Below are 13,978 nucleotides of genomic sequence, written 5' to 3'. Positions count from 1 at the left end.
ATGAGGACTCGACTGCTGCTCCCCGTGTTGCTCCTGTCCAGCTGCGCGCTGGACTCGGGCGAGGGCTTCGCGGTGCTGGAGCCCACCGTCACCGCGAGCTACGTCCCCGTGGCGTCGCGTGACGCGGGCAATGGCTTCCAGCGCCTCGCGTCGGACTATCAGGTGAGCCTGGGCTCGGCCGCGCTGGGCATCTCCCACGTGGAGCTGGTGGGGGGCGCGGGAGGCGGAGGGCCAACGACGTTCGACCCCGCCAATCCGCCACCGGGTTACAGCCTGTGCCACAACGGGCACTGCCACAGCGACAGCGGCGGGCTCGTGGACTACGAGGACATCGAGGCGGAACTCGGTGGAGGCGGCTCCTCATCCACGCTCGTCGCCGCGCTCCATGTGGATGGCGAGCTGAACCTGCTGACCCCCGAAGCCACGCCGGTGGAGTGTGAGCCTGACTGCGAGCTGCCCCGCACCACCGTGTCCCGAGGTGTCTGGGAAGTGACGTCGGTGACGCTGACGGGCACGGTGCGCGACTCGCGCGCCACGCCGAGGCTTCAGGAAACGGCCTTCCGGATGACCGTGGTGTCCGAGGACGTCGCGGAGGGCGAGGAGGCCACGCCGCTCTTCACGCTGACGGGCGAGGTGGACGTGCCGTCGGACCGGGAGCACGAGCCGCGCGTGAAGCTGGCGCTGGCGCTCGAGGTTCCGCCCACCGTGTTCGACGGACTGGACTGGGCCACATTGACTCCTGGCGCGGACGGCGTGCTGGACCTGGGCACCGTCGCCAACGAGGCGGCGCGCAAGGCCCTGCTGGAAGAGCTCGCGGCCCTGAAGCCCGAAGCGGAGGTGCGACGTGAAGACCGATGAGCCCGTGAGTCCCGAGGCCGCAACCCACACGGTGCCACCGAGCTTCACGCTCGGCGAGCCGCTGCTCACCTGCACCGAGCTGGTCATCGGCTACAACGACAAGGCCATGCTGCCGCCCATCAACATGGTCATCCGCCGGGGCCAGTTCGTCGCGGTGGTGGGCCGCAACGGCTCAGGCAAGAGCACGTGGTTCAAGACGCTGCTGGGGATGATCGACCCGGTGTCGGGCGCCATTACCCGGGGCCATCCGGAGATGCGCAGCGCCTACGTGCCACAGACATCCAGCATCGACTCGCTGCTGCCGCTACGGGCCTGGGAGCTGACCGCCTGGGGCCGGCTGCGCAACTGGAGCTTCCTGTGGCCCTTCGCGCGCAAGGCGGACCGGGCCGCCGTGGAGGTCGCGCTGGAGACGGCCGGCGCCAAGGCCATCGCGAACAGGCCCTATCGCGAACTCTCCGAGGGACAGAAGCAACGCACGCTCCTGGCCCGACTCATCGCCACCGAGGCGGACATGGTGCTGCTCGACGAGCCGACCGCCGCGATGGACGCGGTGGCCGAGCGCGAGACGATGCAGCGGCTGTGCATGCTCGCGCGGCAGCGAGGACTGGGCGTGGTGGTGGTGTGCCACGACCTGGAGGTCGCCGCCGAGCACGCGGACGTGCTGCTCTTCGTGGACCGGGAGACCTCCGCCTTCGTCGTGGGCGACGCGCGCACCGTGTTCTGCCACCCCGCCTTCCGTCGTCAGTACGGCGACGAGTACTGCCACCGCGCCCCCGAGGGACCCCACCGTGGATCCGATGCTCGCTGAACCGTCCCAGTGGCAGCAGTTCGTCGAGGGGTTCGAGCTGTTCCGGGACCCGCTGCTGTGCGCCCTCCTCGCCGGCGGCGTGCTGGGCTTCCTGAGCGTCTACGTGGTGCTGCGGCGCATGGTGTTCGTCAGCGCCGCGGTGGCCCAGTCCGCCGGCCTGGGCGTGGCGCTGGCGTTCTACATGGGCATCCACCTGGGCTTCGAGGTGGAGCCCGTCATCGGCGCCACCGCGCTCGCGCTCCTGGCGACGCTGCTCTTGATGATGGACCCCACGAAGCTGCGGCTGACTCGGGAGAGCCTGCTGGGCCTCGCCTACGCGCTGTCCGGCGGCGCGGCCGTGCTGGTGGGTGACCGCATCGCCCAGGAGTCCCACGACATCCAGGGCATCCTCTTCGGCACCGCCGTGCTGGTGACACCCGAGCAACTGCGCACCGTGGCCATCGCCAGCATCCTCGTCATGGTCATCCACCTCTGGTGGTACCGGGGCATCACCTTCGCGAGCTTCGACCGCATCGGCGCGCTGGTGCAGGGCCTGCCCGTCCGCCTGTTGGACGGCGTGCTGATGGTGTCCATCGGCGTCATGGTCGGCGTGTGTGCCCGAGCCCTCGGCGCGCTGCCGGTGTTCGCCTTCTCCACGCTGTCCGCCATCGCCGCGCTGATGTTGGATTTGCGGCTGCCCTGGACGTTCTTCGTGGCCACGCTCGCGGGCATCGTCTCCGGCGTGGGCGGCTACATGTTCGCCTACTTCTTCGACTTCCCGGTGGGTGGCTCGCAGACGGTGGTCGCGGCGATGCTGGTGGGCCTGGCCATGGGTGCGCGCGCACTCATCCAACTGGCCCAGCGCGGAGCGAAGTGAGCAGCAACCGCGCCGGGTGAGCGACATTCCCCGGCGCGCAGATATGTGCCTGAGTGACATCCGTTCCCCCTTCATCTCGACGATGGATTTCCCGAGGGGGTGCGCATGAGGCAGCGAGGCTGGTGGCTGTGTCTGCTCTGGATGGCGAGCATGGGTTGCGTGCATCGCCCACGCACCACGGAGCCCGAGACGCCGAAGTTCGAGCACGTCTTCCAGAAGCCCCTGGAGGAAGCGCTGGCCGCCACCCGGCAGTTGCTCGCCTCCCGAGGCTACGCCATCGAGGAGACGACGGATCCGACCCAGTTCGTCACGAAGTGGAAGACCCAGGACAGGGGCGACACGGGGAATGACCGCTACACGCGCTTCGTGGTGACGGGCCTCTCCGTGGCCCCGCGACAATCCGTCGTCCGCATCTTCCGGATGAACTTCAACGCCATGGGCAACGACGTCAACCACAAGGCCAACTGGTGGCGGATCGAGTACAACTACTATGTCCACGACTCGAGCCCCTTCAACGACCAGGGGCCACCGCTCCGAAATGCGCGGAGCGAACGCATCGAGTTGCGCACGCTGACGAATGGCACGCGAGACCTGGACCTCGAGCGGGAGTTGACGCTGAGACTGGAGTCGACCCCGTCGTTGGAGGTGGTGAGCGGCAACGTGCGAGAGGAGCCGCGCCCCAAGGCCGTGCGCGACTCGGACTTCTACCTCACGAGGTGGAAGCAGGAGGCCGCCGAAGCAGGCCCCTGTGGCGAGGCCATGCGTGGGCTTCCGGAGGTGCTGGACCTCGGACTGACGCTGCTGGTGGGAGAACAGCTCGGCTCTCGTGAAGCCCCCTCGGTGGTGGGAGAGCTGGTGTGTCAGGTCGCCGAGGCAGGGCTGCCCGTCGCACTGGGGTTGTCCATTCCCCGCTCCGAGCAGGAACGAGTGGACCGCTACCTCGCGAGCCCGGGCGCTCCCGCGGACCAGGATGCGCTGCTAGAGGGGCGCTTCTGGCAGCGGCCCTACCAGGATGGACGCAGCAGCCGCGCCATCATGGACCTCATCGACCGCGTCCGCGCTCTGCGCATGACGGGCTTGAGCGTGACGCTCCTGGCGTATGACACGGACCTGGCTGGCGGAAGCAAACGCGACGCTCAGCAGGCCGCCTTCTGGAACCAGCGCCGCGAGACACAACAGTTCGAAGTCCAGGTCATCCTCGCCGGCAACACGCATACGCGCACCGTCACCGGCACCCCCTGGGACCAGGACTTCACGCCCATGGCGCATCTCTTGAAGTCCCCACGCCTCGTCGTTCTGGAGATGAGCTACGCCCAGGGGACGCGCTGGGGTTGCGACCTGGACCGCGAAGGGAAGCTTCAGTGCGGGCTCATTGGCTCGACACCGTCGGGCAGGGTTGCGGCACACCCCGGCATGTCGCCGTTCATCACGTCCTTCGCCACGCCGACGCCCGAGGGTACCCACGGCATGCTCTATGTCGGAGCGCTGACGCCGTCCCTCCCCGCCATCTCCAAGCAGCAGGAGGCGCCGCTTCCCATTCGCCCCCCGCTGCCGCCGCTGCGGGATGGAGACAAGCCTCCGATGTTCTAGGCGTCAACGGACCGCGGTGGAGACCTTCTTGAACTCGGGCGTGCCCGCGCGCCCGAGCAAGTCGAACAGCGCGGCCTCCACCGTGGCCACCGTCGCTCCCGCATCGCGGCACAGGTCCAGGCCCACGCGCCGGTCCTCCGTCGAGCGCGACAGCACCGCGTCCGCCAGCAACACCGGCGTGAAGCCACGCTCCGCGAAATCGCGCACCGTCTGGAAGACGCAGATGTGCGTCTCCATGCCGGCCACCAGCACCTGCTTGCGCGTCCCCAGCTGCGCGAGCACGTCCGGCACGGCGGCGCTGAACTCCAGCTTCTCCACCGCCTTGAAGCTCCCCAGCTTCAGCCGCAGCAGCGAGTGCGTGGGCCCCAGGCCCTGGGGATACTGCTCGGTGATGATGACGGGGAGGCCGAGCGCCCGGGCGCCTTCGACGGCGGCGCTGGTGCGCGCGAGCATCCGGTCCAGCGCGTCGCGGTCCATGGCCGCGCACAGGCGCTCCTGGATGTCCACGACGAGCAACGCGGCCTGGTCCTGCGTGAGACGGAAGGTGGGCATGCCCCCTCTCCTCGCGCGAACGACTCCGGCCCGTCAAGCGGCGGGCGCATCGGACGCCCTTGGCTCGACGCTTTCGCTCAGCCGGCTTCGGGCGGGCAACACTCGCGACACAGGGCCCGGTTGCGCCCATGCGCCACGGCCATCAACAACCCGCCTCCCAGGGTGAGCCCCATCTCCCACCGCTCGCCCGCGCCCTCGGGGACCAGGAACGCCCCCGCGCCCAGCAGGGCCAGCCCACCTCCGGCGAGCACGGGCACCACCCCACGCCGATGCAGCCTCCATCCCGGGATGAAGGCCGCGAGCGCGCCCAGCAACACCAGCGCGAACAACCATCGATGCGTCCCCTCCCCGCCCAACCACTGCGCCGCCGCCGCGGGCACGAGCACGGCGGGGAGCACCACGCAGTGGACGACACACAGCGCGGAGAGCAGCTGCCCCACCCCATCCCAACGCGAGGGCGCGGCGAGACTTCGTTCCAAGGAGCTCAACAGGACACCTTCTCCAACGGGCGGAAATCAGGAGGCACCGGGAGCGGAGCCTCGGTCGTGTGGACCAGTCGCAGGATGCGGCCACGCCCGTCGACATACGTCCGCGCGCGCCGCAGCTCCGGCAGGTGCGCGTCCGCGTCACGCCACCGGTCGAGGAAGGAATTGAAGTCCTGCACCGCCAGGACCCTGTCTCCCAGGGCCGCCCGCGCCTCGGCCAGGAGCAGACGGAAGTGACCGCAACCCGGTCGCTCAACCACCAGGGCCCGGGCCAGCTCCAGCGCCTTCTCCTCGCGCTCACCGCGCAGCCGGGCTCTCGCCAGCGTCTCTCGCGCGGGGCGGGAGAACGGCGCGGGTCCCGACGCGCGAAGCCGGCGCTCCATGCGCCACGCTCGAATCAACGTGGCCTCCGCGCGGCCTCCATCTCCCCGCCGTGCCTCCAGCGAGCCACGCAGCTCGTTCTCCGCCACCTCCAGCACCCGCGCGACATCGCGAGAGCACAGCGCGCGTCCCTCCGAGCGACGCACCTCGGACAGCGATGGCTGCAACTGCTCGAGCGCCACGCATGCACGCTCCACGTCCGACAGCCGTCCCCCATCCAGCGCGTTGATGCCCCGCGTATACAGTCGGACACCGTCGCGAAGGACACGCTCGGCGGTGGTGAGCTCGCCGGCGAACTCCAACTGCACATCCGCCGCCGCTCGACAGAATCCGAAGCGCAGGTGCGTGGCCACCAGCGTGGTCGCCGCGAACAGCAGCGCCTGCGGCTCGCCTCCGGCCGACTCCACGCGCTGACGCAGCCGCCGCGCCCACGTCTGCGCATCGCTGTACTGCCCCGCTTCCGCGCAGCCCTGGCTCAGCAGCCGCATGGCCAGCTCCGCGCAAGGCGCGAAGACAGCGGGCAGCGACTCCCTCGCGAGGTACGCGTCATCCGCCTCCACCGCGGCCTCCAGCACGCGGTAGGCGGCATCCGTCTCGCCCAGCCGGCCCAGCAGTCGTCCCGAGGCCAGCAGCGCGAAGCTGGCTCCGGGCGCGAGCTTCGGCAGCCGCAGCGCGCTCTCTCGTGCCGCTTCGGGCCGGGCGCTCGGGAGCATGGTGCAGACCCAGGCGAAGTGGACGCCGGAGTGGTCGGGGTTCGTGCGCAGCAGCTCGCGCAGCATCACCTGCGCATAGGGCTGCCCCTGGCCGGGACGCCCATCCGGCTCGTAGCCATCCGCCAGGAAGCCGGCCAGCAACAGCCGCGCCTCGGAGTCCTCCGGATAGCGGTCGACCAGGCTCTCCATCTCCCGCACGAAGGCGTGGCGCCCGTTCGACGGCCCCTTCTCCGCGAGCAGGCTGGCCGCGACGATGTAGCGCTGTTCGACATCCGGCAGCCCCTCGCTCAACGCGAGCGCTCGGGCCATCGCGTCGGCCCGCGCAGCGGCGAAGCGCGCGCCAGCCCCCCGCGTCAGCGCCAGGCCCCACCACGCCATGGCCAGCTCCGGGTCCAGCCGGGCCGCCTCCGCGAAGGAGCGACGCGCCTCCGGGCCCCAGGCCAGGTGCAGCAGGCTCAAGCCCTGGTCGAAGTAGGCCTGCGCCAGCGGCACGCGCGTGCTCACCTTCAGGTGAGATGTGCCCAGCCCCTCGCGAAGCGGCGGTCGAGGAAGCGCCTCATCCCCGACGTCCTCCCAGGCGGCCTGGACGTAGACGGATGGCTCATCGTTGCGAAGCAGTCGCGACAGCATGATGTCCTCCCAGTGCCCCGGAAGCCGAGGCGCCACAGGCGTTGAAACCCAAATCCAGTGAGCGGATGCGCGTGCCGAGCCGCCACCACGCGGCTGCCAGCGTCTCCGGTGGAACAGCGGGCGCCTTGCGCCGAGCCGCCACACAGACGCGCCTCCATTCGAGTCCCACTTCCCGGGTCACCCAGTCTTCGTGCCCGGCGAACCACTCGGCGAGCCCCGCCAGACTCCGACGGACCTCGCGTCGCTCCTCCACGGTGGCGGGAGCGCGCCACGTGCCCAGCTCACAGGCCCGGTACGTCGGACCCGACGGGGCACGCTCCAGCCAGCGAGGGGTGAAGCCGTCCCGTGGGACGAAGACGGCCTGACCGCACTCGCACAACGCGCCGAAGCCCCACAGCGACAGACGACCTCCGTCCGGCAACGCGACGGAGTACGCGCTTTGACCTTCCACCCCTTCGGGCCGCGCGTGGCGGACGAGGCCACGACGCATGAGGAGGTTGCCCTCCGGGCAGAGCACGTCCTGCCCGAGACACCACAAGGTGACGTCGAACAACCGGTCCGCGTCCCGAAGGACGTCGTGAGGAAGAATCGGTAGGGCTTCGGCGATGGACATGCGGGCCTTTCGACTCAGCTCGCGGACTTCTTCGCGGGGCCGGAGCGAACGGCGACCTCGCCGAACAGGGCCTTGGGGTCCACCGCGCCGCTCCCCTTCTTCGAGAGCACCGCGTTGATGGCCCGCACCAGCTTGCCGCGCACCCGACGCGGCAGCGGCTGGTCCGCGAGCGCCGCATGGAGCTGCTGCCCGCTCACGCCCCTGCCACTCTTCGGCTTGGCGAGCGACAGCTCCGTGTAGCTCTTGCCCTGCGTGTCCTTGTTGCGCCGCTTGTCGGAGCGCTTGCGCTTGAGCGTACGGTCCGTTTCGGCCTGGGCCTCCAACTGGCGCGACAGGCGCAGCAGCGTGTCGGAGGCAATCTGCTTCTCGGTCAGGAACTGCTGAAAAGCTCCCATGGTCTTCGTCTCCAGGAGGGGCCGGCACGAAGCCGGCCCCGGATTCGGGTGAAGCGCCGGGGCACCCGCCCCGGGCTCGCGGCTAGTGCTCGTGGCCCTCGTGCGACGCCTCCTCGATGACGAGGTTGACGGACGCCGCGGACGTGGGGCCGAAGGTGAAGGTGTGCGTGCCGACCGTCAGCGGGACGACGTGCCGTCCCTTGATTTCGGTGCACGTCTCGGAGCTCTTGGTGCTCTCCTCGATCTCCACCGCCGCGCCGCTGCCGTTGGTGATGGAAACGGGGACGTCCGCGCTGGTGTAGAGGACGTAGTCCGTGGCTTCCGACGCGGCGAACGTGACGGAGCCCGTGCGGCCGCCCGAGCCGTCCACCAGGGTGATGTCGTAGCGGCGGTGGTCGTTGGCCACCAGCGGAGGCGTGCCCGTGGTGGTGGCGAGGATGGGGACGGCGGGACCCTCGCGCAGGTGCTCGCACCCCTCGACGTCAACGGGCTCCTCGGGCTCCTCGTCGTCGCCGCAGGCGGCGGACAGGAGCGCGGTGGACATCAGGAGGGCGGCCAGAAGCTTCTTGTTCATGTGTGTAGCTCCACGTGGATGGACAGCAGGTCCCCAGCCAGCAACGCCGCCACGGACCCCACCGGTGAAGGCGGAGCCAGAACGGACACCGGAGGCGGGGTGGGAATCGCGCGGAACACGCGCGACACGGGGGGCGAGAGCGTGCACGCAGGGGAAACGGGCCATCCGGCGGCGCGTCGCGCGACCGCTGACGCACGGCTCCATTTCCTGGAACCGGACGTCAGTCAGTGGCCACGGACCGCGGCCTTCTCACGGCGTGACTGTGCCGGGAGCGAGGGACGCGTACCCTGGGTGATGGCTCAGGCGCGAGGCGGAGAGGCCTTGGGGGCCAGATGCAGCCGGGCGACAGGCTCCGCATGGAAGCGGAACACCGCCAGCGCCGGCGCGGAACGGGTGGGCACCCGGGTGAGGACGGGGCCGCCCTCCACCGGAGGCGGGGCCTCCCGGCGGATCAACGTGTGAAGACAGTGCGCCTCGGCGCCATGGCCCGGAGGAGCATCCTCACGGGAGGCGAGCCGGACGTCGTCGAAGGACTCCTCGACGACAGGCGCCAGGTGCGAGCCACCCTCCTCCACGTGGACCACTTCCCCATGCTCCAGACACGTCGCGTGCTGGACCAGGGCGAAGTGCAGCACGTTCCCCATGTACGCCAGCGCACACACGGCCACGAGCGGCAGCGCCAGCAGGCGCGACCGGGCGAGACACGACGGCGTTGGGCGAAGAGAGCGGCTCACGTGAAGGGATTTCCGGCGGTAAACGCAATGCGGTTGTAAGCCAGACGGAGCGCGCGTGCAAGTCATACGGAATCACACACATCACTCCGTGCCCCCGCACGCGGCGCGTGTCTCCACCGACGTCACACGAGGGCGTGGAGCCTCCGGCCGGCGAACGGGCGGGCCGCTGAGTCGGGGCACCACCGCGTCCAGGGGACTCGCGCCGATGGACGGTGGGCCCCTCGGAGAATAGGTTCCCCAGCTCCCGGGCTCGTCCCGGGCAAGCCGAGGGACAGAAATACCCGTGCAAGAGCTCATCGACGTGCTGCGACACCAGGCACGCCACTTCGCGCCCGAGCTGTCACAGCTCGCCTACAAGCGGGGTCTGGCGGTGACGCAGCTGGACGGCACCACCCGCCCCATCCCCATCACCGCGACGCCCGTCATCCTCGACGCCGCGGAGATCCGCCGTCGCGCGGAGCTGTCCGCGCGCCTGTCCTCCGCCACGGTGAAGATGGCACGCGCCACGCTCGAGGGGCCCGACGCCCAGGAGCTGCTGGGCGCCCTGTCCCCGCTCGAGCGAACGCTCGCCGAGCGCACGTGGCGACAGTCCGCGCGCCTGGCCACCACCCGTGTGGACTACTTCGTGTCGGGCGGGAAGCCCTGGGCGCTGGAGGTCAACGCGACCATCCCAGCCATGCAGGGCTATTCGGACATCGCGGCCCGCTCGTTCATCGAGGTGGTGGCCCGGCACTTCCGCTATCCGGAGAAGGCCCTCGCCTCGCTGCTGGCCCTCAACGGCAGCAACGCGCTGGCGCTGTACCGAGCCCTGCTGGACGGCTACGCGGCCGAGCGCCCCGGGAAGTTCCCGGACACGGTGGCCCTGCTGTGTCGCCGCAACGACGCGCAGATCTCCGAGCTGCGCTGGCTGTGTGAGCGCTTCCGCGAGATGGGCGCGGACGCGGACCTGGTGCATCCGGACGAGGTCTCCGGCGACGACGCCTTCGAGGTGCGCGGCAAGAAGTACGACCTCGTCTATCGCCACCTCTTCGTGCGGCGGCTGGAGCAGACGCCGTCCCCGTGGGTGGAGGACTTCCTGGGCACGGTGCCCGGCAAGAAGGCCGTGTTCCTCAACCCTCCCGCCTCGCAGGTGGAGGTGAAGTCCACCTTCGCGCGGCTGTCCCAGGCGCTCGCGGAGCCCGCGCTCGCCGAGGCCGCGGGCCTCACCGCCGAGGAGCTGGAGGCCGTGCGCACCTCGGTTCCCTGGACGCGCATCTTCAAGACCGGCCCCGCCTCGGGCCCGGACGGAGGGCGACTGGACGACCTGGTCGCCGAGGTGGCGAGGACGCCCGCTCGCTTCGTGCTCAAGCGGGCCTGGGACTATGGCGGCAAGGCCGTCTTCATCGGTCGCTCGGTGGGCACGGTGCCCTACACGGAGCGCGTGACGGCCGCGTATGGCGAACTGCTGGGCTGGCCGGAGCTGTGCGCCCGCGCCGCGGCGGACCCGACGGGCGGCGGGTTCGTGGTGCAGGAAATCGTGGACTCTCCCCCGGAGGACCACCTGCTCTGCGAGCCGAACGGTACGGTGTTCCCCGCATCGTTCTTCGTGGACTACTCGGCGTACGCCTCCGTGGGGCTGGAGAAGCAGCCTGCCTGGGGGGGCGTGTGTCGGGGCTCCCTGGCGGAAATCGTGAATATCGTGGGCGGCGGCGGCGTGCTGCCACTCATCACCACCGAGGTCGCCTCGAAGCTTTTGCTCGCGTGGAAGGCGATTTAAGGGAAGCGTCCTACGGGGTCCGCGCACGCCCCGGGTGAAGACGCTATAAGCAGTGGCGCCGCCGGGCTGAAGCTCCGGCGCGAAAGGATACGGTTCATGGCCTGGGAAACTTCCGGATGGCAGACGGCCGAGAGCGACTCGGTCAACTCCGTGCTGGTGCAGGAGTCGAAGCGCGCGTTCATGACGCGCGTGCATGGGTGGATGTTCGCGGGGCTGCTCGTCACCGGCGTGATGGCCATGGCGACGCTGAGCAACGAGGCGCTTTTGCGCACGGTCATCAACTGGCGCCTGGGATTGTTCGGCGTGCAGCTTGTCGCGGTGCTCGGGCTGTCGTTCCTCGCGCCGCGCCTGTCGGGCCCGGTCGCCGCGGCGCTGTTCCTCGGCTACTCCGCGCTCACGGGGATGACCCTCTCCGTCATCTTCCTCATCTACACGGCGGGCAGCATCGCCCAGGCGTTCTTCCTGACAGCGGGCGTCTACGGCGCCATGGCCATCTACGGCACCGTCACGAAGAAGGACCTGAGCGCGTGGGGCACCTTCCTCTTCATGGGCCTCATCGGCGTGGTGCTGGCCGGCGTCGTCAACATCTTCGTCCGCAGTGACATGGTGTCCTTCGTCGGCGCCTGCGCGGCCGTGCTCGTCTTCTCCGGCCTGACGGCGTACGACACCCAGAAGCTGCGGGAGATGCACGCCAACACCGGCTACAGCAGCGCCGCCACGGTGAGCATCGTCGGCGCGCTGACGCTGTACCTGGACTTCATCAACCTGTTCCTCGCCATCCTCCGGCTGCTCGGTCGCCGTCGGTAGTCGGCCAGTCAACAGTTCCAGCCTTACGAAGCGGCGGCGCGTTCCCACCCGGGTCGCGTCGCCGCTTTTCGTTTTCGAGCGTTGACCCGATTTCCGGCCTTCTTTCCTCCATCCATGGGCACAGGAGGAAACCCGCAATGTTCAGGCCCCTCGCGTCATCACTCGTCGTGCTGTCCCTGCTGTCCGCCAATCTGGCGTCAGCGCACGGCTCCATGGAGGTCCCCCTCAGTCGCGTCTACAGCTGCTTCAAGGAAGGTCCGGAGTCGCCCAAGTCCGCGGCCTGCAAGGCCGCCATCCAGGCCGGTGGCACGCAGGCGCTCTACGACTGGAACGGCGTGCGGCAGGGCGCGGCCAACGGCCGGCACCGCGAGCTCATCGCGGACGGCAAGCTGTGCAGCGCCGCCAACGAGAGCCACAAGGGCCTGGACCTGGCGCGCACGGACTGGCCCGCGACGCTCATCGCCCCGGACTCCAGCAACCGCTTCGAGTTCGTCTTCCACGCGACGGCGCTGCACGCGACGTCCTACTTCCATCTCTACGTCACGAAGGAAGGCTACAACCCGGCGCTGCCGCTGAAGTGGTCCGACCTGGAAGCCACCCCCTTCTGCACGCTGACGGGGAACGCCCTGCAGTCGAACAACCGCTACCGCTTCACGTGCCCCTTCCCGCAGGGCCGCACGGGGCAGCACGTCATCTATGCCATCTGGCAGCGCTCCGACAGCCCGGAGGCGTTCTACTCCTGCAGCGACGTGAAGTTCAGCAACACGCCGCCGCCGCCCACGTCGTGGAAGGAGCTGGGCGCGGTGCAGGCCCGCGAGGACCTGCCGGCCCGGAGCAAGGTGACGCTGCGCCTGTTCAACAGCGGCGGGGGTGACGCGGAGACGCACCCGCTCCAGCTCGACTCGGCCACGCCCGCGGCCACGTGGATGTACCTGCTGGCCCAGCGGGTGAACGCCAGCTCCAGCCGCGTGCAGGTGGGCGAGCTGCAATCCACGGGCGTCGTCAACCCCGTCAACAGCGCCACCGGAAACCGCGTCTACTCGCGCGAGGCGAGCGACACCTTCCAGCTCGATATCGAGAAGCCCACGGGCGGTGGCGGAGACCCCGCGCAGTACACGTACCCGAATGGCATCTCCAACTACGTGGCGGGAACGCTCGTCCAGGGCACGAACGGGAGCATCTACCGCTGCAAGCCCTTCCCCTACTCCGGCTGGTGCCAGGGCTCGGCGCCGTACTACGCCCCGGGCACCGGCAGCCACTGGGGCGACGCGTGGGAGTTCGTGCGCTGAAGCGGACGTCCGCTGTCACGACGTGAGCCCGCACGCGGGCCGCGACACACCCGAGGGCGGGGAGCCGACAGTCGTCAGCTCTCCGCCTTCTCCTTGCGCGCGAAGGGCATCACCAGCCGCGCCACGGGGCGGCCCTGCATCAGGTGCTCCTCGACGATTTCGGGCACGTCCTCCACCTTCACTCCGCCGTACCAGGTGCCCTCCGGGTAGACGACCACGGAGACGCCGAAGGAGCAGGTGTCGAGGCACCCGGCCGCGTTGGCGCGCATCCGTCCCTTCACCCCGCGCTTGTCGAGCTCCGCCTTGAAGGCCGCGCGCACCTCCTCCGCGCCCTTGGAGGCGCAACAGCCCTTGGGATTCCCATCCGGGCGGCGGTTGGTGCAGACGAAGACGTGGCTCTGGAACGGAGGAGGCATGAGCGCCTCCTAACGCGCTGGTTCCCCGAAATCGACCCCCACCTGTCCGCCGGACAACGGACCGAACAGGCGGGCAGATGACGAATCGGGACGTCGCCCCTAGCCAGCTACAGGGATGATGCACAGACTTTCAGCAAACGTCCCCCAGTGATCACGCTCGTTTGCATCGGAGTGACGCTACATGCCTCGCCAGCTGTTATCAGCAAACGTAGAGTCCCCCTTGACTTGGCGCGGAAAAGGCCCCGAATCTGCCCCTCCTGGCTGGTCGTGCTACAGGCCGCTACGCCTTTCCCCCGCACCGAGGCTCACCGGCGGAGCCACATTTAGTAGTGTGTGCGACATTTCCCAGCACTACTAGTGGGGTCAGTGCTGTTCTTGATCAGCCGCCCCCAAACGCGTATTGATCCGGCCGCCTGGCCAGCGGCCAGGCAATCTCCCCATCTGCGGTCCGGGGCTCGAGCCCCGCCATGAAACGCTTCGCGAGTCCACTCCGGAGTCGTCCACGGCTGTCCGCGTGACGT

General features: G+C 69.6%; 15 protein-coding genes. 7 read left to right on the top strand and 8 right to left on the bottom strand.

Annotated elements, in window-relative coordinates:
- From HUA74_RS15850 to HUA74_RS15835, 4 genes are all read left to right on the top strand, one after another.
- Entirely contained in the window at positions 1 to 858 is an 858-nt protein-coding gene (locus HUA74_RS15850) for a hypothetical protein (RefSeq protein ID WP_174455185.1), read from the top strand.
- Entirely contained in the window at positions 845 to 1,666 is an 822-nt protein-coding gene (locus HUA74_RS15845) for an ATP-binding cassette domain-containing protein (RefSeq protein WP_174455184.1), read from the top strand. Before HUA74_RS15850 ends, HUA74_RS15845 begins: the two co-directional genes overlap by 14 nt.
- Positions 1,647 to 2,522 (top strand): metal ABC transporter permease, encoded by an 876-nt coding sequence (locus tag HUA74_RS15840; RefSeq protein ID WP_141644946.1) that lies wholly within the window; start codon positions 1,647 to 1,649, stop codon positions 2,520 to 2,522. The genes HUA74_RS15845 and HUA74_RS15840 overlap by 20 nt, the downstream gene beginning before the upstream one ends.
- 105 nt (positions 2,523 to 2,627) lie before the next feature.
- A complete protein-coding gene (locus HUA74_RS15835; RefSeq protein WP_174455183.1) occupies positions 2,628 to 4,112 on the top strand; it encodes a hypothetical protein in 1,485 nt (494 codons plus the stop codon).
- 3 nt (positions 4,113 to 4,115) lie between these two features.
- Here HUA74_RS15835 and HUA74_RS15830 read toward each other — a convergent pair whose 3' ends face one another.
- The 7 genes from HUA74_RS15830 to HUA74_RS15800 all read right to left on the bottom strand — a co-directional run bounded on the left by HUA74_RS15830 (position 4,116) and on the right by HUA74_RS15800 (position 9,189).
- Positions 4,116 to 4,664, bottom strand: coding sequence for an isochorismatase family protein (locus HUA74_RS15830; RefSeq protein WP_141644948.1), 549 nt, complete (start codon positions 4,662 to 4,664; stop codon positions 4,116 to 4,118).
- 77 nt (positions 4,665 to 4,741) lie between these two features.
- A complete protein-coding gene (locus HUA74_RS15825; RefSeq protein ID WP_174455182.1) occupies positions 4,742 to 5,152 on the bottom strand; it encodes a MerC family mercury resistance protein in 411 nt (136 codons plus the stop codon).
- Positions 5,149 to 6,873 (bottom strand): hypothetical protein, encoded by a 1,725-nt coding sequence (locus HUA74_RS15820; RefSeq protein ID WP_174455181.1) that lies wholly within the window; start codon positions 6,871 to 6,873, stop codon positions 5,149 to 5,151. Before HUA74_RS15820 ends, HUA74_RS15825 begins: the two co-directional genes overlap by 4 nt.
- A complete protein-coding gene (locus HUA74_RS15815; RefSeq protein ID WP_141647054.1) occupies positions 6,845 to 7,486 on the bottom strand; it encodes a hypothetical protein in 642 nt (213 codons plus the stop codon). Before HUA74_RS15815 ends, HUA74_RS15820 begins: the two co-directional genes overlap by 29 nt.
- A 14-nt stretch (positions 7,487 to 7,500) precedes the next feature.
- Positions 7,501 to 7,881: a hypothetical protein gene (locus HUA74_RS15810; RefSeq protein WP_174455180.1), complete on the bottom strand. Its 381-nt coding sequence runs from the start codon at positions 7,879 to 7,881 to the stop codon at positions 7,501 to 7,503.
- 82 nt (positions 7,882 to 7,963) lie between these two features.
- Entirely contained in the window at positions 7,964 to 8,455 is a 492-nt protein-coding gene (locus HUA74_RS15805; protein WP_174455179.1) for a hypothetical protein, read from the bottom strand.
- Between the two features lie 299 nt (positions 8,456 to 8,754).
- Positions 8,755 to 9,189: a hypothetical protein gene (locus HUA74_RS15800; protein ID WP_371817243.1), complete on the bottom strand. Its 435-nt coding sequence runs from the start codon at positions 9,187 to 9,189 to the stop codon at positions 8,755 to 8,757.
- Between the two features lie 283 nt (positions 9,190 to 9,472).
- On the opposite strand from HUA74_RS15800, the gene HUA74_RS15795 reads away from it, so the two are divergent.
- The 3 genes from HUA74_RS15795 (at position 9,473) to HUA74_RS15785 (ending at position 13,041) form a co-directional block, all read left to right on the top strand.
- On the top strand, positions 9,473 to 10,945 hold the full coding sequence (locus tag HUA74_RS15795; RefSeq protein ID WP_174455178.1) for a hypothetical protein: 1,473 nt from the start codon (positions 9,473 to 9,475) through the stop codon (positions 10,943 to 10,945).
- Between the two features lie 96 nt (positions 10,946 to 11,041).
- Positions 11,042 to 11,752 carry a Bax inhibitor-1/YccA family protein gene (locus HUA74_RS15790; protein ID WP_141647049.1) on the top strand — a complete coding sequence of 237 codons (711 nt, stop codon included), beginning with the start codon at positions 11,042 to 11,044 and terminating at the stop codon, positions 11,750 to 11,752.
- 137 nt (positions 11,753 to 11,889) lie between these two features.
- The gene (locus tag HUA74_RS15785) at positions 11,890 to 13,041 is read left to right on the top strand and encodes a lytic polysaccharide monooxygenase (protein ID WP_174455177.1); all 1,152 of its coding nucleotides are present in this window, start codon (positions 11,890 to 11,892) and stop codon (positions 13,039 to 13,041) included.
- 74 nt (positions 13,042 to 13,115) lie between these two features.
- Here HUA74_RS15785 and HUA74_RS15780 read toward each other — a convergent pair whose 3' ends face one another.
- Positions 13,116 to 13,457 (bottom strand): ferredoxin, encoded by a 342-nt coding sequence (locus HUA74_RS15780; protein WP_141647047.1) that lies wholly within the window; start codon positions 13,455 to 13,457, stop codon positions 13,116 to 13,118.
- Positions 13,458 to 13,978 lie beyond the last annotated feature (521 nt).

The organism is Myxococcus sp. CA051A, from assembly GCF_013336705.1.
In the GTDB taxonomy this organism is placed as follows: domain Bacteria; phylum Myxococcota; class Myxococcia; order Myxococcales; family Myxococcaceae; genus Myxococcus; species Myxococcus llanfairpwllgwyngyllgogerychwyrndrobwllllantysiliogogogochensis.
Note: the sequence above shows the minus strand (reverse complement) of the source record. Positions and strands in the feature narration are given on the sequence as shown.

Bases quoted from the DNA above. Each gene is read 5' to 3' on its own strand.
- HUA74_RS15780 (WP_141647047.1), bottom strand. From the start codon at position 13,457: ATGCCTCCTCCGTTCCAGAGCCACGTCTTCGTCTGCACCAACCGCCGC.
- HUA74_RS15830 (WP_141644948.1), bottom strand. From the start codon at position 4,664: ATGCCCACCTTCCGTCTCACGCAGGACCAGGCCGCGTTGCTCGTCGTG.
- HUA74_RS15850 (WP_174455185.1), top strand. From the start codon at position 1: ATGAGGACTCGACTGCTGCTCCCCGTGTTGCTCCTGTCCAGCTGCGCG.
- HUA74_RS15810 (WP_174455180.1), bottom strand. From the start codon at position 7,881: ATGGGAGCTTTTCAGCAGTTCCTGACCGAGAAGCAGATTGCCTCCGAC.
- HUA74_RS15805 (WP_174455179.1), bottom strand. From the start codon at position 8,455: ATGAACAAGAAGCTTCTGGCCGCCCTCCTGATGTCCACCGCGCTCCTG.
- HUA74_RS15785 (WP_174455177.1), top strand. From the start codon at position 11,890: ATGTTCAGGCCCCTCGCGTCATCACTCGTCGTGCTGTCCCTGCTGTCC.
- HUA74_RS15820 (WP_174455181.1), bottom strand. From the start codon at position 6,873: ATGCTGTCGCGACTGCTTCGCAACGATGAGCCATCCGTCTACGTCCAG.
- HUA74_RS15815 (WP_141647054.1), bottom strand. From the start codon at position 7,486: ATGTCCATCGCCGAAGCCCTACCGATTCTTCCTCACGACGTCCTTCGG.
- HUA74_RS15790 (WP_141647049.1), top strand. From the start codon at position 11,042: ATGGCCTGGGAAACTTCCGGATGGCAGACGGCCGAGAGCGACTCGGTC.
- HUA74_RS15835 (WP_174455183.1), top strand. From the start codon at position 2,628: ATGAGGCAGCGAGGCTGGTGGCTGTGTCTGCTCTGGATGGCGAGCATG.